We start from the raw sequence: 26,256 nt of genomic DNA on the forward strand, positions 1-26,256 counted from the left end.
GTAGGAGCTTTAAATGATCACAAATTTGCCAGAACCAAGTGAGTTCAAGAGTTTGAGTGTTCAATATTTGGTTCAGGCTATTGACCATATATTAAAAACTGAGTTGGCAATAGCCCCCCTTTCACTGCTAGATGATTCATTTGAATTAGAAGAAGAATGGGAAAATAGGCAGGGAATACTTGGTAACTCTCTAATAATGCTATTTCTGAGTATCGAGAACTATTTTAAATATAAAGTGTGTCTTAAATGTCCTACAGAACTTTTAACAGAAGAATCTAGTAGTCACTTATCAACTCCTGACTCTATTGATTTTGAAGAACTCTATATAGTGGGGTTAGAAGAACTCACAAGTAAGTATCAAAAAATAGAAGGCAACGTTTTATCTGGCTCTGCGCTAGATACGTTAGAGCAGCTCAGAATTAGACGAAACAAATTTACTCACGGATTACATCGGGAGTTAATAGAACCGAAGGATATTGTTCATGCTATTTCGGTTTTTTTAACAGAGATCTGGGGTAATAAATGGGTTTCAGACTTGAAAGAAGTGATGCTAACTGAGCCTCTCTATGGAATGCTTCGGGACGAAGAAGAGGACATGCAACTTCTTCAGTATTATAAGTTTTTTGAAAAGTACCTTTCTAATCGAAAATTTAGAAAGCTAATAGGTATGCCAGAACGCGGAAGGCGTTATCTTTGCCCACATTGTCAGGACAGTTCAATAGAATCGGGTAGTTTGCTAAATGCGGATTATGCATGCCTTGAACCAAATACGCCTGAGTCCACGGAAGTTCACTGTTGGCTGTGTCAAGAGTATGCTGAGGTTGAGAGAATTTCGTGTAACGATGAGAAATGCCCTGCCAATGTAATCTATCCAACTGATAGTTTTAAGTTGCACATAAATAATTGTTGTTTAACCTGTTGTGGTGAGCAAGGCAACTAACAGGGCGTTAACCCAACTTAGGAAATTATGAAGTACTTTAGTGATTCTGAAAGAGGCGCTTTGCCTCGAACAAATAATGAAATTCCTTACAATGTTTGGTGTGGGTTAACTGCGTATATTCAAAAGTTAATCGATACAGGGCATTTCGGAGAAAACTTTCCAGATCTTTGTCCTGACGGGCAAGGGTGCTGTGGCACCGATGAAAAAGGATTCTCGTTAGCTTTAAAAGCTGAAATATTGGGAATTGAATATCCATTTATTACAGAAAAAGAAGACCCTGATGATTGGATGTCTAAAAAAGCCCCTTTCACTCCTGACTACTTAGACATACTAGACTTAGTTCAGTTTTGCTATGCGAATGTATCTAAGCCTACGTTGGGGCAGTTTCATCCATTCTTTGGACATCACCACATAACATCATTTGACAGCTCAACCGGGCAAGCTGAATTTTTAGATAAAATTGACACCATGTTCTCTAGAAATGGTGTGGCTTATCAATTACACGCAGACGGACAAATCACAAGAGTGCTCAATCCATCATTAGGTTCGGTTACTGGACAAGTAAGCAAGACGCTTGATCAGGAACTTGACGATCTGATTGCAAGAGCAAATACGAAAATATGTAACGCGGACGTCCAAGTACGTTATGAAGCACTGAAAGAGCTTTGGGACGCTTTCGAGCGTATAAAAACAGTATTCAATCCTAGTCAAAGTAAAAAACAATCAATGACACAACTGCTCGACGCCTGTGCATCAGATAAAGAATTCAGAGTTCAACTAGAATCTGAGGCTACAGCTCTGACGACAATTGGTAACTCGTTTTTTATTCGTCACTCAGAGGTTACTCAGGTTAAATTAAATGATAGTGACCACATTGAATATCTTTTTCATCGCCTAGCAAGCTTTATTTTCTTATTGGCGAAAAAATTGGGTTAACAAAGCATTTAAGAGAGATTATCAACGCTTGGCATTCTCAGTTTAAATTGGCTTTTGTGTCTAAGGTACAAAGAGTTAGGCTCGGTGGTAAGCGTTGTTCTTGATTTAATGCGGCGTCATGTACTAGAGGAAATTGAATGATCATCAGTAGTAAAACGAGCGAAAAACTTCGAGATCTTATCAATGAAGAAACTGAGTATCGCTCCGGTCCAAACTTGGTTAAGTTTTTTAACGCATTAGGCTTTAACCATTCTTATGGGCAAGGCTTCCCTTCTCGTTGGAAGTATACGGATGATTGCTTAGAGGCTATCAATGGTACACCCAACCTCGATACTTGTATCAAAAACGTATTTAATCCAGTCAACTTTATCGGGCGTATTGGAGAGCTAGACGGTTATATTGCTGACTTCAATCAGTATATTGCTTTCGATAAATGGCAAGTAGTCAGAAATGAAGCCGAAATTACCTTTAAGAAGCTCCAAAAAGTAGAATTACATGAAAACGAAACGAATGCGCCCAGCCTGTCTGAGTCTGATTTCTTGAGCCGAGAGTTTAGCGGTTTCTCAATCTCTGATTTAGGTTTGGATCCTAATGTCACAGACGTGCTAAACAAACGACTAGATGAAATTGAAAAAACCTACAATTCTGGAGCATATTTTTCGACTATTTTACTCGCGGGTAGCTCGTTAGAGGGAATATTTCTTGGACTTGCATCAAGTAATCCTAGGGCATTTAATACCGTTAAATCATCGCCGAAAACCCGCGATGGTAAAGTACAACAGTTTCATGATTGGACATTGGCAGCGTTTATTGATGTTGCAAAAGACTTAGAGTTGATTCAACTGGATACCCATAAGTTTTCGCATACGTTGAGGGATTTTCGAAACTACATACACCCATATCAACAAATGTCGTCAGGTTTTACACCCAGAGAGCATACAGCTAAAATCTGCCTGCAAGTTTTAAAAGCTGTAATTATGGAAATTTCTCAAAATATCAACAAGCTATGTACATAACAAGTGTTGATGGCTTCAAGATACTTTTTCTCATCTGAATAGAGAGCGTTAGAGTGATTAGTCTAACGTGCTTTTGTCCAAAAGCTTGTTTCGATACCTACCAGTTTGATGTGATCACCAAGCGATTCTGTCGCCCCTAAGTTAGCCAAATTTAGCTCATGGTTGGTTCCTAGTTTTGTTAGGCGAACTTTTTCATAGTGCTCAACTCCATATTTCACATGAATTTTTTATACGTATTGAAATGCACTTGAGTTAGAGCAAGTTATGCCTTTAGGCGTTAATTATTGTGTATAATGTGCGAAATATATTAATTTTGAGATGGTCATCTTGGATCTTAATGACGAAGAACTTGCAATCAGGGACAGGGCAGTCATCTTTGCCAAGAAAAACAGGACTAAGATTTGTAGAAGGCTTACTGATAAAGCAGTCTACCTTCCAGAAGAGGCTCCTGTATCTGTTTTTATGAGTGGCTCTCCAGGGGCAGGGAAAACAGAATCATCTAAAGAATTAGTTGCTTCCATCTCTGATGGTCATGTGCAAGTTCTTCGCCTAGATCCTGATGACTTGCGCATTGAATTTGAAGATTACGATGGTTCGAATTCATACCTATTTCAGCGTGCAGTTGTTATTCTTGTTGAACGTTCGATGGACTATATCTTTAAGAATGGTCAGAGTTTTTTGTTAGACGGAACGTTATCAAGCTACCATGTAGCGGAAAAAAACATTCAAAGATCTTTAGACAAAGACAGAGATGTACTGATAATATTTGTGTATCAACGCCCTGAACTAGCATGGGAATTTGTTAACGCGAGAGAAAAAGTTGAAGGTCGAAAAATTCTCCCTGAACACTTCGTAGAACAATTCTTTGGTTCTCAGACAGTTATAGAGGCGTTGAAGGAAAAATTCGGTAAAAAGATCCAAGTCGACTTGTTGATGAAAGATAATGATGGCAGCACTAGAACTTATCATAGTAACGTTAGTAGCTTGAAACCTTATCTGAAACCGAATTATACTGTAGAAGAAGTAAACAAAATTGTGGGCATTTAAAGGTTGATAGGAGGCTTTATGTTTAATTGTAGCAGTAAGAAGGTTGCTTCATCACCATTGTCAAATTTCGTGAAGCGTACATCTTCAAGTGAAAAGAAAAAAGTTTATAAAAGAGTGATCGTCGCTGCTTCAGAGTCTCAAAACTCAACAATTGAGAAAGCCAAAGCAGTTGCATAATCGAATATGCTCTTGCTCATCAATTTTTTAAGCCGATTCAAACTAATACAGTTGAATCGGCTTTTTTACACCTATAACTTTAGCGTATGAACAAACAAAGGTATAACAATCGCTTAAGGCTCCAAGATACTTTTTCTAATCTGATAGAAACGGTTTAGTGTAGTGGTTGTAAATCATTTATATCCAAAAACGTTTTTAAAACTGATCAACCTTTGTGTGATCAGCTCTAGCATACTCTCCCTGGACAAAACCTATCTAGAGAGGGTTTAAAAGAGGTAATTGCCCCAATATCTCGCCAGACCTAGCTTTGTCTTCTTGCTTGTAAGCCCCTTCGCTTGTATCGACAACAACATATTGAAATTCAAGAGGCTGGTGGATGTCTTCTTTCGTTAGAGAGTCGAGCTTGAGGTCTCCGGAAGCAAAGCGAGGGGGTTCAGATGGTTTCAAACTAGGAATCACCAAACAGTTCGCAACGTACCCAAAAAATTGGTCAACACTTAAGTGACCAGAAGCATGACTTTGAATACGTGTGATTAGACCAAATTTGGGCTTATGACTGTTCTTTTCGATTTGTCTTCTAGACATACCGCAATAAATCAGTTGTTCGCCATGCCAAATAGCAATAGATGCCAGCAGCAACTTTCGGGATATCAAAGATTACTTTCTACAACAAGCGTGTATTGCGAATAGATTAAAACTCAGCAGTCGCAAGTATAACGACACTTTGGATACGTAGAGCAACCATAAAAAGACATACCAGATTTAGCTCCTTGCTTAGCAACACGCATTACAAGCTTAGATTGGCAACTAGGGCAAATCATAGATTCGACGCCTGCCCTGTGTGTTTGGGGCGATATTGATGGTTTATTTTGAAAGCTGCGCCCATCTTCAATCATATGTACTAGTTCGCTGCCATTGACTAGCCACAGACGCTTATCTAGAGAAAAAGCGACAGCCTCAGAAGTAAAGCCTCCTGAAGTTACGATAATCATCTTACTGGCATTGTTCGCGATCATGACACCGTACATTTCCCTTAGAACTTGCACACCCACTTTGCGAGTTTTCCAATGCTTACATTGTACAAGGCTTAATTCACTATCTTTTGTAAGCCAAATATCAACACCGCCATCAGATTTTTGAGCGAAAGACTGTTTGACCGCATACCCTTGAGACTTAAAGTATTCTCCGATGTAACTTTCAAATTCGATCCAAGTCAGGTGATTTAGTGGGGAAGTATTCCTCTGAATTTTAATCTGATTGTTCGTCTTGAGATAGTTTCTTTTCCTCTGATATTGCTTGAAAAACGCTATCGGTGCGGGGAGAAGAAATAAGAACGTAAAATATGGAGCCATCAAGGGCAAGTTTGGAGCAATAGCTTCAAAGATGAAATTATTGCTATCCACGGCCAAGCTAGGCAATAGGTATGAAAGCCCAAAATAAATACAAGCAGAGAGTACTACGCTTAACCACCATGGAGCGTCCATTAAGTGCCATATGATTCCATCGTGTTTTCGTGCCATTTGAAGATTACCCGATAAGCGTTTAGATGCATTAAAACACAAGCGATAGATGATGGGTATAGTTTGTAAGGTGATATTTATCAGGATGATAGCTATTGATGAGCTAGGGCAGGGAAGGCAACGCTTGAAGTCGGATTCCTTGTTCGGAATCCGAACACTTCTAACTCATAATTGTCGAGTAGACGACATACTCAAGTCAAGATGACTGTGCCCACCAAGCGACTACAAACCAAAGCCTGCATGACATCAAATTTGGGAGTGAGCGGATTTTAAGGCACTTTCATGATAAATTTGCCAACATGATAAAATCGATTATCAACCTCCAATTTATATGAATGACCAACTAACCCCAATCAACAAAGACCATTTGAAAAAACTTATCCGAGCAGAACTGGAGCTAACATGGTTTGATAATAAATCAGCTAGCCCGGATATGTCTTGGGTTACTCCTACGGTGCTAAAAACATTGTTTACTGAGTTGATAACTCATACGCGTGGTAATCAATCAAAGGCTACTAGGATGTTAGGGATCAACAGGGGGAGTTTCAGCAAAAAATTAAACCAGATTACAAGTAATGAACTTGGATTGGTTGAAAGCCTATAGGTATATATCAAGCCTATTAGGACACAGCAGAGGGCGCAGTCATCATTACCTTGAAAAACGCGGCAAGTCAGTAGCTTGGTCTAAGTTTACCCCCGTGAGATATCACGGGGGTAGTAGCGAACGGCATGATAATAATGGATAACTTTTGGTAGGGTAAACCAACAGCCTACAACTGCTTTTGTACAGGGCAAGGGTATTGCTCTTTGAGAGCGGCAACAAGGTAGCTTCCGATAGAGCCCGCAAGCCTATTATATTTTTTTACACGAGGATCATGCTCAATTTGGTTATTGATAAGATCTATTAGCTCTTTTGTTTTCCAGTTATATAAAGTGTCGCGATTGGCTGCATCTTTCATGGGCAAGCAATAATCAATGCGCTGATCGCGAGCATCTAATCGAGTGGTATAAAAATCTACCGTATCTGCAGCAGCACGAACGGTGGCTAATAAGTATTGATATTCTTGATTATTCGTCTTTTTATAATACTCCAAGTAATACGTCATAGAGGCTGGATTGTTTTTACTGCCTGAAAGTTCATCAAAACCTTGTGCCGTAGCTCCTGAAAAAGAGCACCATGTGAATAAGCCTAATACGATCCATTTCATCATCATTATTCTCTCCATTTAATATTGTGTATAATACTAGGTTGTTTTGATACCTTACTTGGGTTACTCAATAATTAACCATTATTTATATTTAAGTTCGGGTTTTATCCTCCTCATTCTCTGTTGGCTGCAAGGTGGAAGGTGGCTCAACACGGTTACTGGTGGCCTCAAATTGTTCACGTGTCTCCTCCACGATTTGTGAGTGGTTGTCTGGGTTGTAATAACGCTCAGTGCCGCCGCGCTGTTCATGCTGCTCAATCACCGTTTGGCTGGTGTTGCCTAGAGCTTTACCTTTGTATTGTTCGCCCACCATCGTTTGCCACTCGGCTTGGGTCGGCTCAGGATTAAAGGTTTGTTCGTGCTCTTCTTGAGTGGGTACGCTGGCGAGCACAAAATCTTTAAACGTGTCGGTTGTTTTAAATGCTTCCCATTCATTTGTTCGATCTTGGCGTGATTTATCATTACTACCGGTAAGAATCTGCTTTGCTCGTCCTTCTTCAGATTTATATTGCTCCTCCACAAAATCTTGGAATGGTATTTCCAGTTTCTCAATCAGGCTCGCCACTTGACGATGCTCTTGGCTGTTGACTTGGCTGAGCGTATCGACCTCTTGCTGAGATTGTGTCGTGGACGTTATCAAGCCTTGCGTCTCACTAAAGTTCGCCGTAAAGCCAGTGGCGTAAGTGCCCATCTCCGTATTACGTTCGTCGGCCGTGAGGCGGTTGCTCGCATCGATGGTTTGGTTGGCACCAGAGCGGTAGGATTCGATAGCGGCTTGCATTTGGCTTTGTTGCTCGTTGCTCATGCTGCTGAGCGTTTCGCGGTCTTCCTGTGTCCATTTTTGTCCCGTGGACGCGTTCACACTCCCATTAAACCCTACGGCGTCACCGAGAGCGCCGCTTGACAGTCCTGCATTCACGTCATAACCGCCGTACGCAGAGTGTAAGAAGGCATTCGCTTTCTCATGGCTCCATCCGGTTGCTGCACTGACTTGCTCAGTGGCGGAGTTGACCTGCTCTAAGCCTTTTGAAGCCGCAGCAGTTGCACCGTGTCCATGAGTTAAACCGTAACCTTGGGTTGAAGAATAACTCTCTTTCCAATCGGCCATCAGTTGAGAGCCACTTTGTGTGCTTTGCGACAAGGCCGCTTGTTGTGTCGAGAGGTTCGATTGAGCATTGGTGTGCAAGTCTTGCACCGCTTCACTGTATTGACTGGTTGATGCGACGTTCCATTGGAAATTCGACGCGGTAGGGCTAGTGTCATACACCGTTCTATCACCGTATTGCGTTGAAAGCATACCGTCTTCGCTTTGAGTGGTACTGCCGTGTTGTTTCAGCAATGTCGACGTATCAAACTTATTGCCATTGACGTTATTAAACGTGTGGGTCTGCATTTGCGTATTACCGTGGCTGATGTCACCGCTTGAGGCCGCTGCCGACGTACGGGCATTGGTTTGGTTTATCATCCCCGCCAGTTGGTAGTTTAAGCTGCTCATCATGGCCGCTGCGCCCTTGGTTAACGCCAAAGCAATCGCGGGGGTGGACATCATCAAGTATCCGGTAATGGAGGCGTAACGCGTGTTGACGTAATCAATGCCGCTCATGTTCGAGAGGGTAATGCCGCGTAACCCTTGTGTCGCGCCCTGGGTCGCCCCTTCTAAGAACCACATCATTATAGCGTTGAGGATGGTGAATATCATAGGCCAAGTGGCCAGATAGAAAAAACTGCCAACGTAGTTTTTAAGGACAGGCAGCGCCATATGTGGCAGCAAGGCAATGATGGCAATGATCGCCCCAAAGCAGACAAACAAAATCACTCCTATCGAGTGCATCATTGGAATGAACTCTTTGGCTTGCAGCCCAATGTTGGCCCACATGGTGGTGGTTTGCATTTGGTTGGCGGTGTAGGCGTAGTTGGCCGCGATACCTCGGTGCGTGTTTTCGATGTTCCATCGCGTCATGTTGATGACCATGTTCTGTTTTAAAATATCGACCGCGTTGTTACTGACCCCAATTAAATCTTGGTGACTATTCTCGATGGCGTTTCTTAAGAACGTTGATTGGATGTTGCTCTCTCGTCCCAAGATATACGCGCCCAGTTTATTCATGGTTTGATTGGCCTCTTCATCAAATTGTTGAGTGAGTTCAGGAAACGCGTCGCGGCAGGTTCTGTATTGACCCTGGGGGTTATAGAGCCCACGAATGGGGGACATCGATTTTGTGGCGAGAAAACCCAGCAAATCCGGTGCTTGCAGGATGTTTTGCATGGTGTATTTTTTGTTAATTCGAATGTCTCCGACGATGCAGTTGTGATAAAAGTCTTTCCAATAGCGTTGCAGATCAATGGTTTCGGCGTTGGCGCTACGAAGCAACGTGTATAAATTCGAACCAAACACCATGCCTGAGGAGCTGTAGCTTTCATCCTCTGTACTGCTAAAGACGATTTCAATGCCTTCGGTTAAGCCGTGCATGAACGTGGTGGCCGCCCAACCGGGTATTGCGACGATGTAAGGCACGTTATTCACGTAATAAATGCGCATAGGATTTTGCGCGTCATTGATATGGACGGTGGCTTTCATGCTGATAAGAAAAGTGGGGATAGCCAAGTAAATGAACATAAAACGCATCACATGTTTCGCGTCTCGAGACACAAAAAATAGGGTGGCACTGATGATAAAGGCCAGTTGTAAGGCGATTTCGATTAACGAGCCAAAGGTGTTGGTGGTAAAAAAAGTGGCGACGGCGTTCAAGGCTCGTTGTAATTGAGGGCCTGCGCCATAGAGATAAAAGTCTAAGGTCATTGGGGATCTCCTTTAATGGCCAAAGGTGAGGTTCGATAGGGTAGCGTCACTTGCCGATTGGCTAAGGAGCTTTCGTTTGCGTTTTAAGCGCTCAGTGAGGGCTAAGTACGCGTTCAATTTTGTTTTGTGACGGTCTCGAATGGTTTGTAAGTAATCCCTTGCACTGTTGATGCCTTCGAGAGTGCGATTGACGTCGGTTGGGTTAACCGAAGCGAGGTTGGTCATGGATTGATTGACGATCATCAGCATGTTGTTGAGATAGGCATGCAAGAGATCGGCGGCAATATTTTGAGCGTATAAATGGCTTTCTGGTTGTAGGTTGAGGTGCGCATCATCAATGAGCATTGCTAAGATAGGAATGTCACTGAGTTCAACAAAGCTCTTCTCTGAGTCGGTGATAGGTTGGTCAGATTGTAAGTGGGCATAGAGCGTATCGACGGTGTGGCGCACTTTGGCGTTAAAGGCTTGGCTTTCATTTAGGCTGATGGCGCTTAGGCTCATCGAAAGGCAGGTCTCGGTGTTGTCGCATCGATACACCTCCAAATCCCCTCCGGTCAAAAGGGCGTTAATGGCGGTGTCGTTACCCACTAACATGGCCGGAATGTAGCTTGGCGTCCCCTGCGCGTCGTAAATGACGGTGCCAGTGAGGCTTACGATAAACTCGGCGACCTCTTGATTGTCTTGAAGGTAAGCGCTTTTCATGAGCGCATCCCACACCACATTTAAGTTCACTTTCACTGCGTGCGCCGTGGCGTCATCGGTGTTGCTAGCCAGTGTGCTCTGGTTGGTACGGACGTTGCGACATTCGTGTTGCGCTTCTAACCAATCAGCGAAAGCGTTGCTTTGCGTGCCTAGGGTGGCGCAGGCATGTCGCTTGGCTTCCCCATCGGTAAAGGCCGCTAAACCAGAGACCGCCGATTGCGCTACTTGGCAAGAGTTCATCGAGGTGGTGAGGAACTGATCAGCAATGGCTTGCAGTTTGTCCCGATTCTCTTTGATGCTCGGCGCCCAAGTTTGCAGCGCTAAATCCACCGCGAAGGGCACGGCGTTGGCAATGACGGCTTTACCAAAAGCCACCAGTTGGTCAGAGTTAATATGAGAAAAGCCGCCCATAAAGGCGTCAATGCCACCGCACCCTGCGCTGACAGAAGGCAAGGTGATGGCGGCCAGTTGAATGTTTTTGATGTTGGTGCGAGCAAACAAACTGCCCGCATTATAGTAGGTGGCGGATTGACCCTGATAGGCACTTGGGTTCGTGATGTTGCTGTTAAAACTGCTGTCATCCCAAAAGCTGTTCATGGCGTCGCCCAAGCCGCCGGCATGAAGTGAACATGAAAGACTCATTAAGAGAGCCAGGAGGGTAGGTCGCGTCATTGTAAACTCTCCATGATGGCCACATCGGCGCGCAAGGCTTGGTAGCTCTTAAGCAGCTCAGTGTATGGAACATTGCCTTCACTCAAACGCACGTACTTACCATTGCTGACGTTGATTAAGAACGTGGCGGGCGTAATGGCGTTTTTGAGATCCCCAAAAAACGCAGCGGTGATGTCAGAGTTGGTCGGTATAGGCGTCGCGTAACCGGGGATGGGTTGTCCGTCAAAGGAGAAATCGTACACAGGTAGTTGAGTAGTTTGCTCTAGCCGCTTCATGGTTGGGGCAAAGTGGTGACACTCAGCGCACTGACTAAAATGGAAGAACACCAAGGCGTATTGGCCTGTCATCGCATGAGGGGGTTGCGCTTGAGTGAGGGAGGTTGAGGCGAGCGTCATCAGCGTACTCAACAATAACGTGCGGATAAAAGCGTTCATCGGGGCGTCCTTAAGTTAAAAGTCGCTGTCTTGGTAATTGGTCGCGACGTTGTGAAAGCGAGAGAGCAAGTCTTTTTGTGAAATGAAGCCGTAGGCGAGGGGCTTGAGTGCTTTGGTGTGGATATTGGCCAGCATTAAAGCCGGTGTGTAGCGCACCTGTACACGCCCTGTCTTATCAATACGGTTTTCATTAATCGTCTCAAAGGTCTGACCGTCTTTGCTGATCCCGACCAGTTCGATGTGGTACCGGTGGGCAAAGTCTTGGATTGAGGGTGCTAGGGTTTGAGATAAGGCGTCTTGCCCTTCGTAGATGAAGTAGAGGCCCCAACCTTCTTGTACCAATTGACGCACAGTGGCTTCGTTTTTGAGTTGGATACCTTGATAGTACGTCGCTCTTGCGGCTTGCTCTGTGGGGCGGTCTTTGGTGTACGAGTATTCGGGGTGTTCGTTGATGAGCTTTTTGAAGGTCATGCCCGTTTGCGTGGTCTTGCCATCGATGAATTTTTTCAGCTTCATCAATTTTAGATTTTTCTCTTCATCGGTTGGGTTAATGGTGGCATCGTTTAACGCTTCATCAAACGCGCGGTGGAACCATTGCATCTGCTCGGTGGCGCTCATCACGGTAGAGACGCTGTTGGGGGGGAGGCTCTCCTCCTCTTTGGGAGGGACTTTGGGCGCTTTGGTCTCGTTATACCAGCGCCACCCCTTGGGGGGCTCATCGGCGATACTGTGAAAGGCCAATAAAGCCAACAACATTAACGGTAGGGATTTGATTGTTAATCGGTTAATTGAGTTGTTCACCGTTTTTGTGGATAAGTCCTTCATGGTGTGACCTCATTATTGCCAGAAACTCAGCATCTTGTGGGTGCGCGTGTGAAATAACGTCCAAAGTGCTTCATCAATGCCACGCTGTTGTTGGTGCCTCATCATTTCTTGCTTGAGCTGATGGAGTTTTCGTTTGAACAGAAGATGCCGAATAAGGGTGATGGCAAACCCGGTTGTCGACAGGGTGGCCACAAGTAAAGGGAGTAGGGGATCCATATCATGTCCTCATCATTGATTAAGTTAATGGCGATAAGCGCTGTGTAATCGCTCTTGGATTTCTGTGGCCGAAGGCAGGTTGGTGTTGCCGTGCATGTCGTCGTAGAAGTCCGAAAAGTCGAGGCGTTCAAAATCTATGTCTTGAAGCTGCTCGGGGGTAAGGGCGCCGCAAATGGGGTGTTTGGCGGTTCCCAGACTGATGCCAAGTTGACCTTTCGAGCCTTGCTCTTGGATGATGCGCGCCAATTTGCTATCAAAGACGCAGTAGGTCTTCTTTTCCCGGATACACGCGCCTAAGACCTTTTCTGCGCAATAACGGCCAAGGGCTATCGTAATGCCTTGCTCTTTGGCTTGACCGAGCGCTTTCTCTTCATCATTGCATTGGGCTATGCCAATACTCGTGCCCCAACCGCCGTCTTTACAGCAGTCGGCAAAACCAAAAGCGGCGTCTGTGCACTTCATGCCTTTGCCTGTAAATATCTTCGGTGGGTTACCCATACCGTCAGCGGCTTCTGCGAGCGCGGCTAAGGCTGAGGTGCTTTCATTAAAGCGGTTTGAAGTGGTCGCCATGGCTTCAAAGCAATCGCCATCCAGACAAAAGCTCTCTTCTCCACAGATTAATTGGGTGGCACTGCAGCGCCGCTGTGGGCAGGATTTATTGACTTTCTCCTCAATGCACACACCGTTTTGCTGGAGGCTGCAATGGGTTGACGTCGTGGTGCAATCGGCGGGCAGGACGTTGCACGTATTGGGTCGAGTGCATTGGTGCTCAACCCGATACTTCCAGCAATCAAGCGTGGTCGGTATGCCATTAATGATGCGGGTGGCTCGACCTTCAATGCATTGCTGGCGAGTGATCTTGCATGAGTTCATCAGGTTGCATTCTGTTCGCCAAGTAATGTTGTTCTTGATGCAGTTCCCTCCGGATAAGGAGAATCCGTTTGAGCAGCTCAAGGTGACTTTTTTCGTTTGTGTGGTGGGGCGACAAATCTGGTAGCGTTTATACCAGGATTCGTTACTTTTCCAGACAATGTGGTCGGTCTGTTTTAAATCGCCAAGCGTGTAGCCTTGGTTGGGAGAGACAACCTTCCCATCCCAGAAATACGTGGTATCTGACCCTGTAAACCCTCTTGTTCCCCCCGTTTGCCTCACGTAATTGTGATTATCGTGTCGGCATTGTGAGAGAGGGCGTTGGCAATTATCCCCTTGCTTTGTCCAGCCGGATGGGCAGCGGTAGATCACTTCACTAAGGCTCACGGAGGCGACGGGGACTTTGTCACACGGGACCGGGTTGTGAGTTGGTCGGTAGCATTGCTTTGCGATGTTATCAATGACGCATTGCGTGGCGTTGTCACAATCCACGTACTGATTAGACTGACCATGACTGATTTCATAGGCGTTCTCAATGCCAAGGGTGGCGAATCGATACGTGTCATCATTGGGGTTAATGGTGGCACTATTATTGTCAAACCCCTCTTGTATCGCTTGAGCGTGTTCGTTGTTGCCAAACTCCGACGTGGATTGGTTTGTGATTTGTGCATCAGTCATCCCGGCTTCATCAGGCTGTCGGATTTTGCTTTCACACCCTGGATTATTGTCGCTGCAGAAGTCTGACAGGTTAAGCGTCATTTCTGAGTCATTGTAAGCCTCGTTCGGGGTGTTTTTCGCCCACTCCACGTTGTCGTAGAATGTGTTTTCTTGAGGGGCGGCAAGGGTATGAAGGGAGAGTAAGAGAGCAGCGCTGAAAGAGAGAAAAACAAAAAGTAGTGAAAAGGGCGAATTCAAGGGGAACTCCTATTGAGCACTTGTTTGGCGATGTGTCCTACATCGCCTTGGCTTAAAATCGTTAATGCGTTAGGAAGGGAGAGGTTGCCGTGAACCATGTCGTAATCACTTTGCGGGCAAGACGCTTCATTGCACGCTTCTCCAATGGCCACAAACACGGGGACGTGGGTGATGTTAAATTGACGAAACCACTGTGGACTGATGGCAAAACCGCTATCAATGGCCATTTCTTCGTCGTCCGCTTCTAACAAACTCAGTATTCGAGAGGCTGTCGGTACCATGCCTTCTGGCAGTACCCCACGTATCACGAGAGGAACCTGATATTGCTGACTTTGTTTGAGTAGCTGTCTAAGCGCGTTATCTGGCATGGAAAGCGACACAAACACCATCACACCTTGCGCCTTTTTGTTTGGATTTTCCTGAGGCACCCCAAGAACACTCGCCAGTGGCGAGTCTTGCAACACGTTATCGAGGTGTTGATTCATCGACAACGCTTCTTGCTTATGTTGCTGACCTCGTTCAAGAAAGGTGGTCAGTTCACTGTGATTGGTTGGCGCTGCAATGGTCTGCTCTTGCTTGGCAAGCGCTTTGAGCTCTTCTTGAGAGTAACCCTTCTCGGCTGTTGAGAGAGGGCTAACCAGCAGAATAAGTAACAGCCATGAGGCTCTTGGGCTAAATGACATCGTCTCATTTCCTTATAAAAATACGCAATTACGTTTTCGCCAGTTCACAAAACCAAAGTTACCGCCGGTGGTTGGGTTGTCTTTACCTTGCTCCCAAAGTGACGAGGTGGTGCCATAGGGATAACAATGAGCGGCATCACCAATCGGTGCCGACAATTGATAGCGATAGCGACTTTTCGGCAAGATAGGCTCTGGCCATTGGTAACAGATTGCGCCATCTTCGCCCCGGGTTTCCCACACAATGCCTTGCCTGTGCATTTTAAAATTAAAACGCTCTAACATCAGTGTGCCAACTTGAGGGCCGGTATGAGAGTAAGCGCTATTACCGGTTAATGGGTAGACGCTGCCTTGTGAGCCTAAACACCAAAAAAGCGCATCAAAAGGCAAAACGCGCCCGGTGGTGGTCGCCATGGCTTCGGTGATGCAAGAGAGCTGCGTGATGGGGTGGCCAAACAAAATGGCTTCGGGGTTAAGAATGAACGACATCTCATCATCATCCCAAAACGGGTCAAGCTCGGTGAGGTAGGCCACATCGAAATTATCCGTGGCCATGCAGGCGGCCGACTGCATCAGTTGTAGCCAGTAAATCACCGGATATTTGTACCAATGCACGTGATAAAAAGCATTGCCGCTGGTTTTGCTGCTTGAGTCGTGCTGCGAGCCTCCTATTTGTTGGCTATTGTCATTACTCAACTGCATCCCCATGTTGACCATGCAATAAGGGACTCGCGTCACGTCCACCAAGGAATACGGCTCCCAATACCCAATATTTAAGCCAATTTGCATAAAAATGGGCGGGGGTTTAGGACAATAGGAGATCGGCATGCTTGGGTTGGCGGTGTCAGGGTATGTCGAGCTAATGAGAGGCACACTGCCCAGTGTCATAGGAAATAGGCAGTCCCAACAAATATCAGACAATGGATTTAAGAAATGCCCCGTACAAGCGGCGGATTGAGCTTGGGTTTGCCAAGGAAATAGGAACAAACCAAGCAGTAATAACCCATGGGATCTCAAGGTCTTTCTCCTTATTTTGTGTTCGTCGCACTCTTGTTTATGGTGGTGAACGGCGTCACATCGATCTCTGTGATCTTCCACCGCGCTCCGTCTTGTTCAATCAGAGCGGGAATGTGTGAGAGTTGAAATTGACGGCTGTAGTGACCTTGTTGGTCAAAATAAATTCGGGCGTCAAACTCCGTGGCGACGTTTTCTGGACTGCCGTTGGTGAGGGTCCATTTTATCGGCTTATCTGCGCGGTATTGTTTAGCCCAAGCGCGCTGGCTTGGGTCGTCACCATCAAGAAAGACAATCACATACGAGTAATCGAATGATTGTTTGGGAATGTCGACTGGCCAAGTGTCGGTATCAAAAGGGTTGATGACGAGGCCTTTAGCATAAAGGAGGTTACCTTGTGCATCTTTGATATCGGTGGCCAGCTTTAATGATGGGTCGATGTAAAAGGTGTTGGGCGCGGTGGTGGCGGTCAACCCTTTAACGGGAGGGGGTCTTCGCACGTTATTTTCTACGTTCTCCACAAACTGCTGTTGCATCTTTGCGGTTTCTCCCGTGGCTTCTAAGTGTGTCAATCTGCTGTTAATCCATTGCAACATGTCTACCTCTGCAATAGGGAAAAGTTCGCCTTGACGCCCAAATTGTTGACTAAGAGCGGTGGGGGCGATGGCAAGTAAAGTGAGACCGAGCACCTTTGAGAGTGCTGTTGGTTTGATGAATGAATGCCCGTGAACAATCATAAGATCATGACTCCTTTTTAAGCGCCTCAATAACGTAATGTTGGATCTCGGTGGTTCTATCCGGTGCGCCGCTGATGAGCGCGCCTGGCACGATAATCACGAGATGGTGCGCTTGCGCGTATTCTTTCAAGAGCCGCCTGAGTTCCGTATCAAAGGTCGCCAATTGCGCGCTGTGCTCCTGATCGCTGAGGTTGGCTTCAATGAGTTGGTCTTGATATTGCGCTAACGTTTGTTCGATATCGAAGACCACGATTTGAGGGGCGGTGTTGAGCTTGACGGCCATCAGCGTGAACATCATCAACACTATGGCAAACAGGGCACCGACAAGACGTGTGTGACGGATGGATTTCATTTGGCCTCCTTACCATAGATGAGGGTGTTGAAGATCTCAATTTCTGGTCCGTAAAAATGCTCTGCGGTTTGATTGACCGCATCCATGAGTGGGACGCCTTGGTTCATCAAGGTTTCACAGTACTCAAACTCATGCGGCTCTGTCGAAAGGCACGCACGAGTAAAAGGATCGGCAAACAAGCGATGAAAGGTCGTTACATCACCGGTTTTTAGCATGACAGAGCTGTAACCGGCGATGGAGGACTTTTCAAAACTCTTGATGACAAATTGCTCATAGGGTGAAAAGTGTGAAGGATTGTCTTTGATGAATTTCGCCAATCCACTGCCTTGACGCAGAGTGATGTGAATGTCGGAGTTATTGAACGCAGCGAGCGCTTCAGGTGTGCTGTAAAAATCCTCAATCCCTTGCGTCACGGTGCAAAACGAACCCCCAAATTTTCGGGCGGTGCGATAACCGGTATTGATGAATTCTTGTGCCTGTGCATTAGAGCCAGCCATCAGAGACCACGCCTCTTCAATGATGCACATCTTCGGCGTTGAACGAGAGCCTGAAAGGTACATCTGCTGAGTGATGCTCGACATCAGCGCAAAAATCACCGGTCGCATGATGTCCGAGGGAAATCCGTCGAGTTCAATGGTGGTAAAGTGGACATTGGGATCCAGCATGGACGGTTTATTGAAGGTGTCACCGTAGATCCCCTCTGAGCGGTATTTATTCAGTTGCATGGCGATATCAGAAAGGCGGCGATCACCGCCTTGTTTTTCGGCCGCCGCAAACAGCGCTTCTTGCACATGGTCAACCAACGTCTCGCTTTTGTGTGCCTGCCAAGCCGCAATGATGCAATCACCGAGGACCGATTTTTCAAAATCTCCCATTTCGTGTGTGGGGCAGGCCATGGTCGCAAAGAGTCCGGTGATGGTGTGCAGCGTTTCCTTGAGAGGGTTGACCTGTTCGCCTTTTTCATCGGTATAGTCATCCCCCATGGCAATGCGTTCCAGATGAGTGAATGGATTGAGGTAAATCTTCTCAGCCGTCATGTAGCGGCCGCCAAGCATCAAGGTGAGCTTTTTAAAGCTCTTTCCTTTATCTAACGCCCAGATTTTACCGTTCATGGCAAAGAGGGTTTCGGCGAGCTTTTGCACAAAGAAGGATTTTCCTGCCCCGGAGCCTCCGGTCAGGGCGATGTTGTAGTTATCTGAGCCACAATTAAACGGATTAAACCAAAAGGCTTGTTGGCGCATGGTGGGAAGCATCATGCCGCCACTGAAATTCTTTACGTCCATCACAAGAGGCAAGAGGTTGGCCACATTGCCGGTTTTTACGGTTTGAATGCGTCCAGCACGGTCGCAATCGGCCCAAAACCCATCGGTCATCATGAACGGTAAGGTCGTCATGAGCGCTTGGCTTTGCAGCATCGAGACGGTTTGTAAATCAATCCCGCCAGAGCGAAAGGCGTTAATGGCAGTAGTGCGATGCAGTCGCTCGGATTTTTTGTTGGTAAATAACGTCAGCGTCAGGTGCATGTATGCCATGCTGTTGATGCCATCCGACATTTCATCTCGAATTTGCTCGCGTTCGCTCTGCTCTTTCTTCGCTTGAGGGAAGAAAAATGCCATCGGGGACTTGAGTGTTTTTTCCAGCTCTCCAATGCGTCCGCCATTTTTGGTCGCAAAACTGCCCGATTCTTGATGGCGAAAATTGAGGGTCATGAGGTGTGGACATTGCACATTTTTGGCCACGCTCTTTAAGGACGCAAAACAATCGGGCAAGGCGTAAAGGCGGAAAGTTCGAGGTGTACTGCGTAAACCCAATGAAATGATCCGCGAGGTCACCGTTTGATGTTGGCGGTTACTAAAGCGAACGTCGGTGTAATGTCGGCGAGTTAAAAACTCGGTATCAGGAGAGAGGACTTGTTTGTAGATCAACGCTTCTGGTGCGTAGTCAGATCCGCGAGGGGCGGTTTGTGTGGGGTCAAAATTGAGAATGCCTTCGACGTAGTTGATTAAGCCTTCGGGGGTAAGCGGCGTGAGCTCCAGTCCAATTTGGGATAAAGTCGTGGTGAGCGCCTCTTTGCAATCCAACACACTATCAACATCGTCCGTACTGGAGACAAACAACCACGCGCTGTAATCTTTGATGTCAAAGTAATGCTTCTGACGATGAAAAAAGCCGTGGTGAGCCGCAAAGTTGGCGTAATCGGCTTCTTGTTTTGCTAATTCACTGCAAATACCCGCACGAGCGGATTTCAAGGCGGTATTTTGCTCAATCAAATGACTCACGTGGTTGTGGCCCATCATGGAAAAATGGTAATCCCATTTATGGCCAGGCGGTAAATCCATGATGAGACGGTTAAATGCCTCCACCATGTCGTCATTCGCCCCCGTTAAGACGCTCAATTTGAATCCAAATCCTACGCCCTTTTTGTTATGAAAGAGGCTGTGCTGCGCATCAAAAGTGCGGTAAGGCAGTTCAGAATGAAGGTGGTTATATTCACGTTTGGCTTCTTGATAAAAACCCTTTAAATCTTTTGAGACGCCCATGGCGTTAATCCTTCTTGATAGCCTGAACAGGGCGACCTGTCCAGGTAGACTCGTCTAACACAATGTAAATATCCATTGTGTCGAGGTAAGTGGTGGTGTCATCCGAAGTAAAGGGAAAAATCACCACCTTCCTAACCGTGTCTTGGGTTCGAATAGGATGGCCTTCACGGGTGCGTCTTGGCAGTAAGGCAAAAGGGTGGGAAGCCAGGACGTTAGCCTCGGCGACTTGTTGTGTTGTTGGGTGTGTCGAGATGTTGCGAATGTCATCCATGCTGGCGCAGCCGGGTATACCGCCGATTTTTTGGCAACTAAATTCATCTTGAAAGCCCGCAGAGCAACCTGCTAGTAGGCTAATAAGCAGCGCTGTGAAAAGTTTGATAGTCATAAAAGCCGACCTTAATTTAATTGTTGGTTAACTTCTGCCGCGAGAGGGTTGAGTGTGATGGTTTCTAAAAGGGTGTCTGGTTTTGCTTGCTCTTGCTCTTTTGTCTGATGATCAACATAGCGTTTGATCGCTTCCTCATCATCCAGAGGGAACCCTTTCGTAAAGACGATATTCACGATGCCCCCTGGATTGATTTCGATGAAGGGGTGATATAACTCGGCTAAGGCAATGTAGTAATCCGAAAGCTTACTCCCCACGTCCGAGGTGGCATTGCCCAATAAACTTAATCCCACATCCTTGCTGTTGAGGCTCGACGTTGAGCCAAGCGCTGAGGTTGAGGTGGTGCTGGCCAAGCCCGCCCCGGTCTCACCCAGTCCTGTTAAGATGCCTGAGATCCCCGCCATTTGGACGATTTTGCCGTTACGTAAAATCGAGGTGCCACGGATGCCATTGCGCCCAAAGTTAAAGACGGTGCCTTGAACGGGGATATCTAAAATTCGACCGTCCCGAATGCAGCTGAGGGTGTGAGTGCGCGCCACGCCGCGATTGGAAGAAAGGTCACCGTACACGCTCCCAATGATGGTGCAGTCTTTGAGGTGGCTCTTTTCTCCATTGGGCAACACGCCTTCATGCACGGTTTGAAACACGATGGGGGCGGTATCACTTTGGCCGAACGCCCCGGCATTGGCATCGGCGCCACCGGTGATTTTGGCGGTCACAAAGGTGCCTGACGGGACGTAATTGTCGACGGTTCGTTGGTACGCTGACTCTGAGGAGGCTGTCCAAAAAAAATCAAACGAGTCAAACGCTTGCCCTTGGTCATCAAACGAGGCCTTATCGGCTTTGCTGTATTGAAAGCTCTCTTTTTGCAGATCATTGGTGGCGTAAGAGGGCAAAGGTTTGGGAGGAAGTGGGCGCGAGCCAAACGGCGCAGGCTCTCCCATGACGGTGAGGTGACCGGCTTCCTTTGAGGATAGCGATTGGGTTGATGGCAAGGCGATGGTGCGCTGCGCTTCTTGATGTTGGCGTAATTCCTCGCGTAAGATCTCGTTCTCTTTCTTCATTTGCGAAATCGTATTTTCGTTGCTCGTCATCAAACGATCGACGTCTCGATTGAGGTTTTCCATCTTCTCTTTGACGTCTTCAATGTCTTGACCTTGTAAGGTCAAGGCTGAGCGGTTGTCTTTGTCGGTAAAATCATCAGTAATGATTTCCCCAAAATTGGGGGCTGACTCAACGACTTCTTTCGCAGTATCTAGCGAGGTTCGAGGTTGTTTAAAGGCTTTAAACGCAAAAAAAACTGCGACTAAGAGCGCAACGGCTAACAGGCTGAGTATTTGGTTGCGCTGCTTACTTTGGTCATTGGCGAGCACTCCATCCTCTAAGTCTGACTCTCTAAAAAGCCACTGTTTCAATCGTTTCATTCGCGACCTCCTGTGATGATGTACAGATGTGTAGATTCACCTGGGGGTAAGGTATAACGGTCAAGTGAGGCGCTCCGACTGGCGTAACTGTAAAATTGCGCTTCGGTCAGAGTGACGGTGTCATTGGATTGGTTTTTAACTTGATAAATAAGCCCTGAGAAGGGGCGGCCTACAAAAAGGGTCTGCGGAATAATGGCCAGTGGCGACGTGTCTTTGGGGAGGGTTTCGGGATCAATCGGATGGACACGAAACCCTGGGATAGGCGTCTTTGAACGCTGCCAATGTATCATTTGTTTGGTGAGTTGCCCCAAGGCCAAAGGGTATTCGAGATCTTTTTCAAAGACACTTTTCTCTGCAGTAGAGCGAAGCGGAATAAACTCATTCACCACCGCAGGGACGGCTTTAGGGTTGATAAAAAGCGAGAAATTTTGACCTTTCTCTGTGGTGACGTGCGCGGTAAAAGGCAAGGCGATGTTGAGTTTGACGGTAATAGAGCCCGATTGGTCTCGTTGATTGGCTTTAGCGAGACAAAACCCTCTAGGGCAATGAAGGTTTAATATCTTGTCGTCTTTCACTACTAAACGGTTGGTGTTGACCGAGGATAAGGGCAACACAATGGTATCATTTTGCTCAAAATAGTAGGTCTTTGCGTCAATCGTATGGGCGTGGCTCATGATGGGTAACAACAAACCAAAAAAAGCATAAATCAAGCGTATTTTCATAACGGTATCTCTTGGGCGATGGTGTGAAGTTCAATCAAGCCACTTGAGTAATCGGCTTGGAGTAGATACGTCACGGGCTCAGGGTCAAGTGTGCGCCCCGCGATGGTTTTGTTGAGCGTGCCTTTGACCCGTATTTTCATTTCATTCAGGTTGATAGACAGCGTGTCAACTTCAAAAAAACTGGTGACGTCGTTCTCGATGATAAATTCGGCTTCTCGCATCAACTTGTCTTGTAAGCCGCTCCAGTATTTAGGCGGCACGTAGGTAATGAGTAAGTTGAATTGACGTTTAACGTTAGAGGGCGTGACATTAAATTTTAGGTGTATCCACCAATCGGCCATCATAGAAAGATACGCTTCATCAACCGCATCGCTTGAGATCGTAAACGCTCGGTCGATATGAGGTGGCACGAAGGTGCGCTTTTCCGCTTGGTTTTGGCTTAATAAAGCAAAACTCAACCCAGCGGTTCCTAAGGCGGTGATCAACACCACCGCGGTGAGGACGTAATTGATAAAGCGAGCCGCTTTAAGCGCCTCGCCGTTATGTTCATTGAGCATCAGTAAATCCAATATTTTTTTGTGGCGGGGGGCGTGCGTTTAAAAATGGTTTTATTCGCTGTGTCATCCCCATACCAGTGGATGAAGTGAATGATGAATTTGGGGCCGTGTCGGACTTTTAAGCTGCGAATGGTGAGGAAAAAGCCGATACACACGGCGACCGCGACCAACCGATTGATGTTGAACAACATCAAAAACAACAAGATAGAAGGGAGTATTTCATCGATTGGAAATCCGACTATTTTGACGTCGGTTTGTAAGTAGTTTGGAAAAGCGAAGAGGGTTTGTTTGTCTTGATGATCCATGGTGAAATAGGGCGAATAGTTTCGCGCTCTCCTTATGTGGTTTATAAGCCTACAAACCCTTTACCAACTTCCCAGAACACCACGCCAACGAAAAAGCCGATGATGCCACCCACCCAGTTCTTTTGCATGATGCCCACGATGATGCCGCCAATCAGGCCTGCCACCAGAATGTAGAACTCGCCAGAAGACCCCGTCCCTACCGTGTTGGTCACGGTATCTTTACCACTGGCAAAAAGGTCATCGGCGTAAGCGGGTGACGCACAGGTAAAGTAGACGGCCAGTAGCGTACAAAAGTGACGCCAATACGTAAGAGGAAGGTTGAAGCGTGAGGTTTTATCTTTCATGTGGTTACCTTTAAATGTAAATAAAAGAGGCACGACATCGCACCGCTTTTATCAAAAGGGGTGTCGTGCATCTGGTGGGTTGAAAAATGGACGTTGTTAGTTCCCCATATTTTGGGGAATGCTTTGGGCCGCATGAGTGAAGGTGTTGCCGTTGAGCCCCATGGTTCTTCTCGATTACATTAAAGGCAACAAGGAAGCGTTTACAGACTTCAAACCGCGATTGCGACAGACGTGTTGTTTCCAATTTTGAGGGGTCATGATCGTGTTCTTGAGTTTACGATAATGTTTTTTGCGAGCATTTTTTGATGGTGGTGGTGTGAGTTGACGGACTGATTGGGTGTGTTTTTGAACCGAAACGAAATGAACGCCCTTCCAATAGAAAGGAAAGGGGAGGCGGTCAGTAAAAGGCAACAAAGCAGCAAATGCCATGTATTCACGCCCGACCGAGCCCAGTTCTTTGAAGCTGACAAAATCCCCTTGTTTAACAAAGCGGTCCAATAAATTCCCCGCCTCATTTTTACGACAATATCCGTATACAATTTGCATTATTCAAACTCCTTTTAAGGACATTGTTTTGCTCTTTTAAAAGAACAAAACAATGGGCTCTCTCTCAAGAGCCGTGCTACAAACTGGCTTGTGCATTCTTGTAGTAGAATGCGCACACCCAAAGGATGTGGTGTCTGGTATTCCCAAGTAACTCTGTTGAACCACTCAACCAGCGTGCTTAATTGAGTAGAAAAACAGCCTTGGACGTCGCCCCAGGTAAGGCTCCTGAACTTTTTAGGCATATTACGCAGGCCTGCGCCCATCTGCGGCGCTTTTTGCAATAGTGAAGGCAGCCACTCTTACGGTGATGCGGGTGTTGGTATGCAGATGGAATAAAAAGCCGACGAATGTGTTTTTCGACTTTGATCTCAAAGACTGCGATATCAACGTAGTCAGTATGAATCAACATCAATGGGGATGACAATGTTTGAAAGCATCAGCAACGCACAAGGGACTTGGTTTTCGACCTATCGTGAAAGAACGAGCCAAAAGGGTTTTCTGACGTACATGTTCTGATGTGTAAGGCGGGAACGGTTCGTTATCCCACAAGGGGAACTTGGTGGACCACTTTAAGTAAGTGATGCCACAAATGAGCAAAGAGTGTGGTTATCTTCTTTACTCCCGACGTGTTCGTTTTATGGACTCAGTTAGGCTAAACCACGAGTATTAGCAAGAGCATCTTTTCGTTGTTGACTAAGGTAAGCTCCGTGATGTTTTTAGCAGAGCGCCTCACTAACCCGCTCGTGAGTATAACCATAATCTAAAGCCCAGCGATGGAGATCTTCAATCGACATAGGTTTAGCGTAATAGTAACCTTGATGTTGAAAGACGCCTCTTAATAAAAGCCCGTTAGCTTCAAGCTTATTTTCAACCCCTTCCGCTACTAGATTCATTTCTAACTGCTTAGCCATTTTAATATACCCATCGAGAACAGCGGATTTTCCTTCATCAATGGAGCGTGTAAACATTTTGTCTATTTTGATAGTGTCAATATCGAAATAATGCAAATAGGAGTTTCCGCCATAACCGGTACCTGCATCATCAAGGCTTATTTTAAGTCCTAATGTTTTGAGTAAGGCGAGGCGCTGACTGGCAAACGCCAAATTTTCAATCGGTTGGCGTTCTGTCAATTCAAGCGTCAGTTTTGAGTAGTCGTGCTGAAACCGCTTTAAATAGTGGTAAAAATCGTCATTTTGTAGGTGCAGAGGAGTGATGTTGACACTGCAATAAAACTCAGCGTTTTGAATCATCAAAGACGATAAGTCGCGGTAAATGGTTGTAATGAGATTTTCTGTTGTTGGAATGATATCCCCACTTTGCTCTAGATAATGGATGAACTTGCTTGGTTCTATGACGCGGCCATCAGAGGGAAGCCATCGGAGTAAAGCTTCGACACCGAGCATTTTACCTGTTTGTGCGTCTACAATGGGTTGATAATAGGGGAAAAACTGGGCGTCTCGAACCGCTTTTTGAAGAGCAATTTCTTTTTTTGCGTGCCAATAGGAAACACATAACCAAAGAATGGTGAGTGAAATCATAAAGAGTAAAGTGGTGACAGGCCACAAGTTTTGCTTAAACTTCGAAAGCACTCGTGAGGCAGAGACGGAGGATTCAAAGGTAAGAGGAAGATAGTTTGAAGCAACTGAGTTCGAGTACAGGCGATCAGCATTGGGCAAACTGCCTATTTCAAGGATAGTGTAATTTTCTTTTGGTAAAGATAAACGAATAGAGCGTTGATGGTCTAAATCATTTTCAAGAAAAAGGTATTCCGTGCGTAATGGAAAGAGGAAGCCATATTGTCCATTCGAACCGTATAAATAGGGGGGATGTTTTGGGGTTGTGGAGAGAGAATAAATCGCTAAACGCCACATTTCCCCTTTTAATTGTGTACTGAGTAAGTTCTTAAAATTACGTTGTTCAAATTGCTCAACGCCGAAAGGAGAGCAATAGGTATAAGGTTTCTGCTTATCAAGATTAACGATGGGTATCGACATAAGTAGATGCGACACATAAAGCTTCTCTAACTGCTCTATAGTGTCAGTGGAGCATTCACCGCTAGCGACGCTGGCTTCAGAAAGAATGGGTTTTTCAAGCCCATATTTAATCGCAACAGAAACGATTTGATCGAGGTAGTCGACGTCATGCTTAATTTCATTATGAACTTGATAAAGACTGGTTGCTAATGAAGCCAATAAGCTAAACAACAGGGCCAATAACATAACACCAGTCTTATAGACCCATTGAGGGTGGGGACTGAATAAGCGGTCTAACCAAGGGTGTCTGGAGCGCATACTTAACTCTTTATAATTATAAATCCAACGAATTGTGTTGAGCTGTGAAATGTTATTATGCGGTTTAATTAACGTTAATTT

At 46.0% G+C, this 26,256-nt stretch carries 27 protein-coding genes; 5 read left to right on the forward strand and 22 right to left on the reverse strand.

What is annotated here, in order from left to right; all coding sequences use genetic code 11:
* Positions 1–13 precede the first annotated feature (13 nt).
* The 4 genes from BCU07_RS17340 to BCU07_RS17355 all read left to right on the forward strand — a co-directional run bounded on the left by BCU07_RS17340 (position 14) and on the right by BCU07_RS17355 (position 3,939).
* Entirely contained in the window at positions 14–940 is a 927-nt protein-coding gene (locus BCU07_RS17340; RefSeq protein ID WP_102360601.1) for a hypothetical protein, read from the forward strand.
* Between the two features lie 27 nt (positions 941–967).
* Complete coding sequence (locus BCU07_RS17345) at positions 968–1,876, forward strand: AbiJ-NTD4 domain-containing protein (RefSeq protein WP_102360777.1); 909 nt, start codon at positions 968–970, stop codon at positions 1,874–1,876.
* A 137-nt stretch (positions 1,877–2,013) separates the two neighbouring features.
* Entirely contained in the window at positions 2,014–2,892 is an 879-nt protein-coding gene (locus tag BCU07_RS17350) for a hypothetical protein (RefSeq protein WP_102360778.1), read from the forward strand.
* Between the two features lie 318 nt (positions 2,893–3,210).
* A complete protein-coding gene (locus BCU07_RS17355) occupies positions 3,211–3,939 on the forward strand; it encodes a zeta toxin family protein (RefSeq protein ID WP_017091786.1) in 729 nt (242 codons plus the stop codon).
* Between the two features lie 432 nt (positions 3,940–4,371).
* On the opposite strand, the gene BCU07_RS17360 is transcribed toward BCU07_RS17355, so the two are convergent.
* Together BCU07_RS17360 and BCU07_RS17365 are read right to left on the reverse strand one after the other, a co-directional pair.
* Complete coding sequence (locus tag BCU07_RS17360) at positions 4,372–4,770, reverse strand: hypothetical protein (RefSeq protein WP_413286175.1); 399 nt, start codon at positions 4,768–4,770, stop codon at positions 4,372–4,374.
* A gap of 44 nt (positions 4,771–4,814) precedes the next feature.
* Complete coding sequence (locus BCU07_RS17365; RefSeq protein WP_016799990.1) at positions 4,815–5,636, reverse strand: restriction endonuclease; 822 nt, start codon at positions 5,634–5,636, stop codon at positions 4,815–4,817.
* 331 nt (positions 5,637–5,967) lie between these two features.
* Here BCU07_RS17365 and BCU07_RS17370 point away from each other — a divergent pair, with 331 nt between their 5' ends.
* Positions 5,968–6,240 (forward strand): helix-turn-helix domain-containing protein, encoded by a 273-nt coding sequence (locus BCU07_RS17370; RefSeq protein ID WP_102429245.1) that lies wholly within the window; start codon positions 5,968–5,970, stop codon positions 6,238–6,240.
* A gap of 166 nt (positions 6,241–6,406) precedes the next feature.
* On the opposite strand, the gene BCU07_RS17375 is transcribed toward BCU07_RS17370, so the two are convergent.
* The 20 genes from BCU07_RS17375 to BCU07_RS17470 all read right to left on the reverse strand — a co-directional run bounded on the left by BCU07_RS17375 (position 6,407) and on the right by BCU07_RS17470 (position 26,175).
* Entirely contained in the window at positions 6,407–6,850 is a 444-nt protein-coding gene (locus BCU07_RS17375; protein ID WP_017091788.1) for a hypothetical protein, read from the reverse strand.
* Positions 6,851–6,935: 85 nt separating this feature from the next.
* Positions 6,936–9,644 carry a conjugal transfer protein TraG N-terminal domain-containing protein gene (locus tag BCU07_RS17380; RefSeq protein ID WP_280604886.1) on the reverse strand — a complete coding sequence of 903 codons (2,709 nt, stop codon included), beginning with the start codon at positions 9,642–9,644 and terminating at the stop codon, positions 6,936–6,938.
* 12 nt (positions 9,645–9,656) lie between these two features.
* On the reverse strand, positions 9,657–10,943 hold the full coding sequence (locus tag BCU07_RS17385; RefSeq protein WP_241904846.1) for a conjugal transfer protein TraH: 1,287 nt from the start codon (positions 10,941–10,943) through the stop codon (positions 9,657–9,659).
* A gap of 71 nt (positions 10,944–11,014) precedes the next feature.
* Entirely contained in the window at positions 11,015–11,452 is a 438-nt protein-coding gene (traF, locus tag BCU07_RS17390; RefSeq protein ID WP_016799993.1) for a conjugal transfer protein TraF, read from the reverse strand.
* 15 nt (positions 11,453–11,467) lie between these two features.
* A complete protein-coding gene (traF, locus tag BCU07_RS17395; protein ID WP_170962434.1) occupies positions 11,468–12,277 on the reverse strand; it encodes a type-F conjugative transfer system pilin assembly protein TraF in 810 nt (269 codons plus the stop codon).
* A 12-nt stretch (positions 12,278–12,289) separates the two neighbouring features.
* Positions 12,290–12,493: a hypothetical protein gene (locus tag BCU07_RS17400; RefSeq protein ID WP_016799995.1), complete on the reverse strand. Its 204-nt coding sequence runs from the start codon at positions 12,491–12,493 to the stop codon at positions 12,290–12,292.
* Between the two features lie 24 nt (positions 12,494–12,517).
* Positions 12,518–14,278 carry a type-F conjugative transfer system mating-pair stabilization protein TraN gene (gene traN, locus BCU07_RS17405; protein WP_017061844.1) on the reverse strand — a complete coding sequence of 587 codons (1,761 nt, stop codon included), beginning with the start codon at positions 14,276–14,278 and terminating at the stop codon, positions 12,518–12,520.
* On the reverse strand, positions 14,275–14,961 hold the full coding sequence (gene trbC, locus BCU07_RS17410; protein WP_016800267.1) for a type-F conjugative transfer system pilin assembly protein TrbC: 687 nt from the start codon (positions 14,959–14,961) through the stop codon (positions 14,275–14,277). The genes traN and trbC overlap by 4 nt, the downstream gene beginning before the upstream one ends.
* Positions 14,962–14,973: 12 nt before the next feature.
* A complete protein-coding gene (gene traU / locus BCU07_RS17415; RefSeq protein ID WP_220503519.1) occupies positions 14,974–15,975 on the reverse strand; it encodes a conjugal transfer pilus assembly protein TraU in 1,002 nt (333 codons plus the stop codon).
* Between the two features lie 11 nt (positions 15,976–15,986).
* On the reverse strand, positions 15,987–16,709 hold the full coding sequence (gene traW, locus BCU07_RS17420; RefSeq protein ID WP_017061842.1) for a type-F conjugative transfer system protein TraW: 723 nt from the start codon (positions 16,707–16,709) through the stop codon (positions 15,987–15,989).
* Between the two features lie 4 nt (positions 16,710–16,713).
* Complete coding sequence (locus BCU07_RS17425; protein WP_016800271.1) at positions 16,714–17,061, reverse strand: TrbI F-type domain-containing protein; 348 nt, start codon at positions 17,059–17,061, stop codon at positions 16,714–16,716.
* Positions 17,058–19,601, reverse strand: coding sequence for a type IV secretion system protein TraC (traC, locus tag BCU07_RS17430; protein WP_016800272.1), 2,544 nt, complete (start codon positions 19,599–19,601; stop codon positions 17,058–17,060). The genes BCU07_RS17425 and traC overlap by 4 nt, the downstream gene beginning before the upstream one ends.
* 4 nt (positions 19,602–19,605) lie before the next feature.
* On the reverse strand, positions 19,606–19,986 hold the full coding sequence (gene traV / locus BCU07_RS17435) for a type IV conjugative transfer system lipoprotein TraV (protein WP_016800273.1): 381 nt from the start codon (positions 19,984–19,986) through the stop codon (positions 19,606–19,608).
* Between the two features lie 11 nt (positions 19,987–19,997).
* Positions 19,998–21,410: a TraB/VirB10 family protein gene (locus tag BCU07_RS17440; protein ID WP_017061841.1), complete on the reverse strand. Its 1,413-nt coding sequence runs from the start codon at positions 21,408–21,410 to the stop codon at positions 19,998–20,000.
* Complete coding sequence (gene traK, locus BCU07_RS17445; RefSeq protein WP_016800276.1) at positions 21,407–22,132, reverse strand: type-F conjugative transfer system secretin TraK; 726 nt, start codon at positions 22,130–22,132, stop codon at positions 21,407–21,409. The genes BCU07_RS17440 and traK overlap by 4 nt, the downstream gene beginning before the upstream one ends.
* Positions 22,129–22,689, reverse strand: coding sequence for a type IV conjugative transfer system protein TraE (gene traE / locus BCU07_RS17450; RefSeq protein ID WP_016800277.1), 561 nt, complete (start codon positions 22,687–22,689; stop codon positions 22,129–22,131). The genes traK and traE overlap by 4 nt, the downstream gene beginning before the upstream one ends.
* Positions 22,689–22,994 carry a type IV conjugative transfer system protein TraL gene (traL, locus tag BCU07_RS17455; RefSeq protein ID WP_016800278.1) on the reverse strand — a complete coding sequence of 102 codons (306 nt, stop codon included), beginning with the start codon at positions 22,992–22,994 and terminating at the stop codon, positions 22,689–22,691. Before traL ends, traE begins: the two co-directional genes overlap by 1 nt.
* A gap of 41 nt (positions 22,995–23,035) precedes the next feature.
* Positions 23,036–23,338 (reverse strand): type IV conjugative transfer system pilin TraA, encoded by a 303-nt coding sequence (locus BCU07_RS17460; RefSeq protein WP_102428342.1) that lies wholly within the window; start codon positions 23,336–23,338, stop codon positions 23,036–23,038.
* 174 nt (positions 23,339–23,512) lie between these two features.
* A complete protein-coding gene (locus BCU07_RS17465; protein ID WP_017061840.1) occupies positions 23,513–23,884 on the reverse strand; it encodes a hypothetical protein in 372 nt (123 codons plus the stop codon).
* A 716-nt stretch (positions 23,885–24,600) separates the two neighbouring features.
* On the reverse strand, positions 24,601–26,175 hold the full coding sequence (locus tag BCU07_RS17470; protein ID WP_102428341.1) for an EAL domain-containing protein: 1,575 nt from the start codon (positions 26,173–26,175) through the stop codon (positions 24,601–24,603).
* Positions 26,176–26,256: the final 81 nt, after the last annotated feature.

It is taken from the genome of Vibrio sp. 10N.261.54.E10 (genome assembly GCF_002877735.2).
Lineage (GTDB): Bacteria > Pseudomonadota > Gammaproteobacteria > Enterobacterales > Vibrionaceae > Vibrio > Vibrio crassostreae_C.

Excerpts from the sequence above, each read along its gene's own strand:
- BCU07_RS17340 (WP_102360601.1), top strand. The coding sequence starts at position 14 with ATGATCACAAATTTGCCAGAACCAAGTGAGTTCAAGAGTTTGAGTGTT.
- BCU07_RS17345 (WP_102360777.1), top strand. The coding sequence starts at position 968 with ATGAAGTACTTTAGTGATTCTGAAAGAGGCGCTTTGCCTCGAACAAAT.
- BCU07_RS17350 (WP_102360778.1), top strand. The coding sequence starts at position 2,014 with ATGATCATCAGTAGTAAAACGAGCGAAAAACTTCGAGATCTTATCAAT.
- BCU07_RS17355 (WP_017091786.1), top strand. The coding sequence starts at position 3,211 with ATGGTCATCTTGGATCTTAATGACGAAGAACTTGCAATCAGGGACAGG.
- BCU07_RS17365 (WP_016799990.1), bottom strand. The coding sequence starts at position 5,636 with ATGGCACGAAAACACGATGGAATCATATGGCACTTAATGGACGCTCCA.
- BCU07_RS17370 (WP_102429245.1), top strand. The coding sequence starts at position 5,968 with ATGAATGACCAACTAACCCCAATCAACAAAGACCATTTGAAAAAACTT.
- BCU07_RS17375 (WP_017091788.1), bottom strand. The coding sequence starts at position 6,850 with ATGATGATGAAATGGATCGTATTAGGCTTATTCACATGGTGCTCTTTT.
- BCU07_RS17380 (WP_280604886.1), bottom strand. The coding sequence starts at position 9,644 with ATGACCTTAGACTTTTATCTCTATGGCGCAGGCCCTCAATTACAACGA.
- BCU07_RS17385 (WP_241904846.1), bottom strand. The coding sequence starts at position 10,943 with ATGAACAGCTTTTGGGATGACAGCAGTTTTAACAGCAACATCACGAAC.
- traF (WP_016799993.1), bottom strand. The coding sequence starts at position 11,452 with ATGAACGCTTTTATCCGCACGTTATTGTTGAGTACGCTGATGACGCTC.
- traF (WP_170962434.1), bottom strand. The coding sequence starts at position 12,277 with ATGAAGGACTTATCCACAAAAACGGTGAACAACTCAATTAACCGATTA.
- BCU07_RS17400 (WP_016799995.1), bottom strand. The coding sequence starts at position 12,493 with ATGGATCCCCTACTCCCTTTACTTGTGGCCACCCTGTCGACAACCGGG.
- trbC (WP_016800267.1), bottom strand. The coding sequence starts at position 14,961 with ATGTCATTTAGCCCAAGAGCCTCATGGCTGTTACTTATTCTGCTGGTT.
- traW (WP_017061842.1), bottom strand. The coding sequence starts at position 16,709 with ATGATTGTTCACGGGCATTCATTCATCAAACCAACAGCACTCTCAAAG.
- BCU07_RS17425 (WP_016800271.1), bottom strand. The coding sequence starts at position 17,061 with ATGAAATCCATCCGTCACACACGTCTTGTCGGTGCCCTGTTTGCCATA.
- traC (WP_016800272.1), bottom strand. The coding sequence starts at position 19,601 with ATGGGCGTCTCAAAAGATTTAAAGGGTTTTTATCAAGAAGCCAAACGT.
- traV (WP_016800273.1), bottom strand. The coding sequence starts at position 19,986 with ATGACTATCAAACTTTTCACAGCGCTGCTTATTAGCCTACTAGCAGGT.
- BCU07_RS17440 (WP_017061841.1), bottom strand. The coding sequence starts at position 21,410 with ATGAAACGATTGAAACAGTGGCTTTTTAGAGAGTCAGACTTAGAGGAT.
- traK (WP_016800276.1), bottom strand. The coding sequence starts at position 22,132 with ATGAAAATACGCTTGATTTATGCTTTTTTTGGTTTGTTGTTACCCATC.
- traE (WP_016800277.1), bottom strand. The coding sequence starts at position 22,689 with ATGCTCAATGAACATAACGGCGAGGCGCTTAAAGCGGCTCGCTTTATC.
- traL (WP_016800278.1), bottom strand. The coding sequence starts at position 22,994 with ATGGATCATCAAGACAAACAAACCCTCTTCGCTTTTCCAAACTACTTA.
- BCU07_RS17460 (WP_102428342.1), bottom strand. The coding sequence starts at position 23,338 with ATGAAAGATAAAACCTCACGCTTCAACCTTCCTCTTACGTATTGGCGT.
- BCU07_RS17465 (WP_017061840.1), bottom strand. The coding sequence starts at position 23,884 with ATGCAAATTGTATACGGATATTGTCGTAAAAATGAGGCGGGGAATTTA.
- BCU07_RS17470 (WP_102428341.1), bottom strand. The coding sequence starts at position 26,175 with ATGCGCTCCAGACACCCTTGGTTAGACCGCTTATTCAGTCCCCACCCT.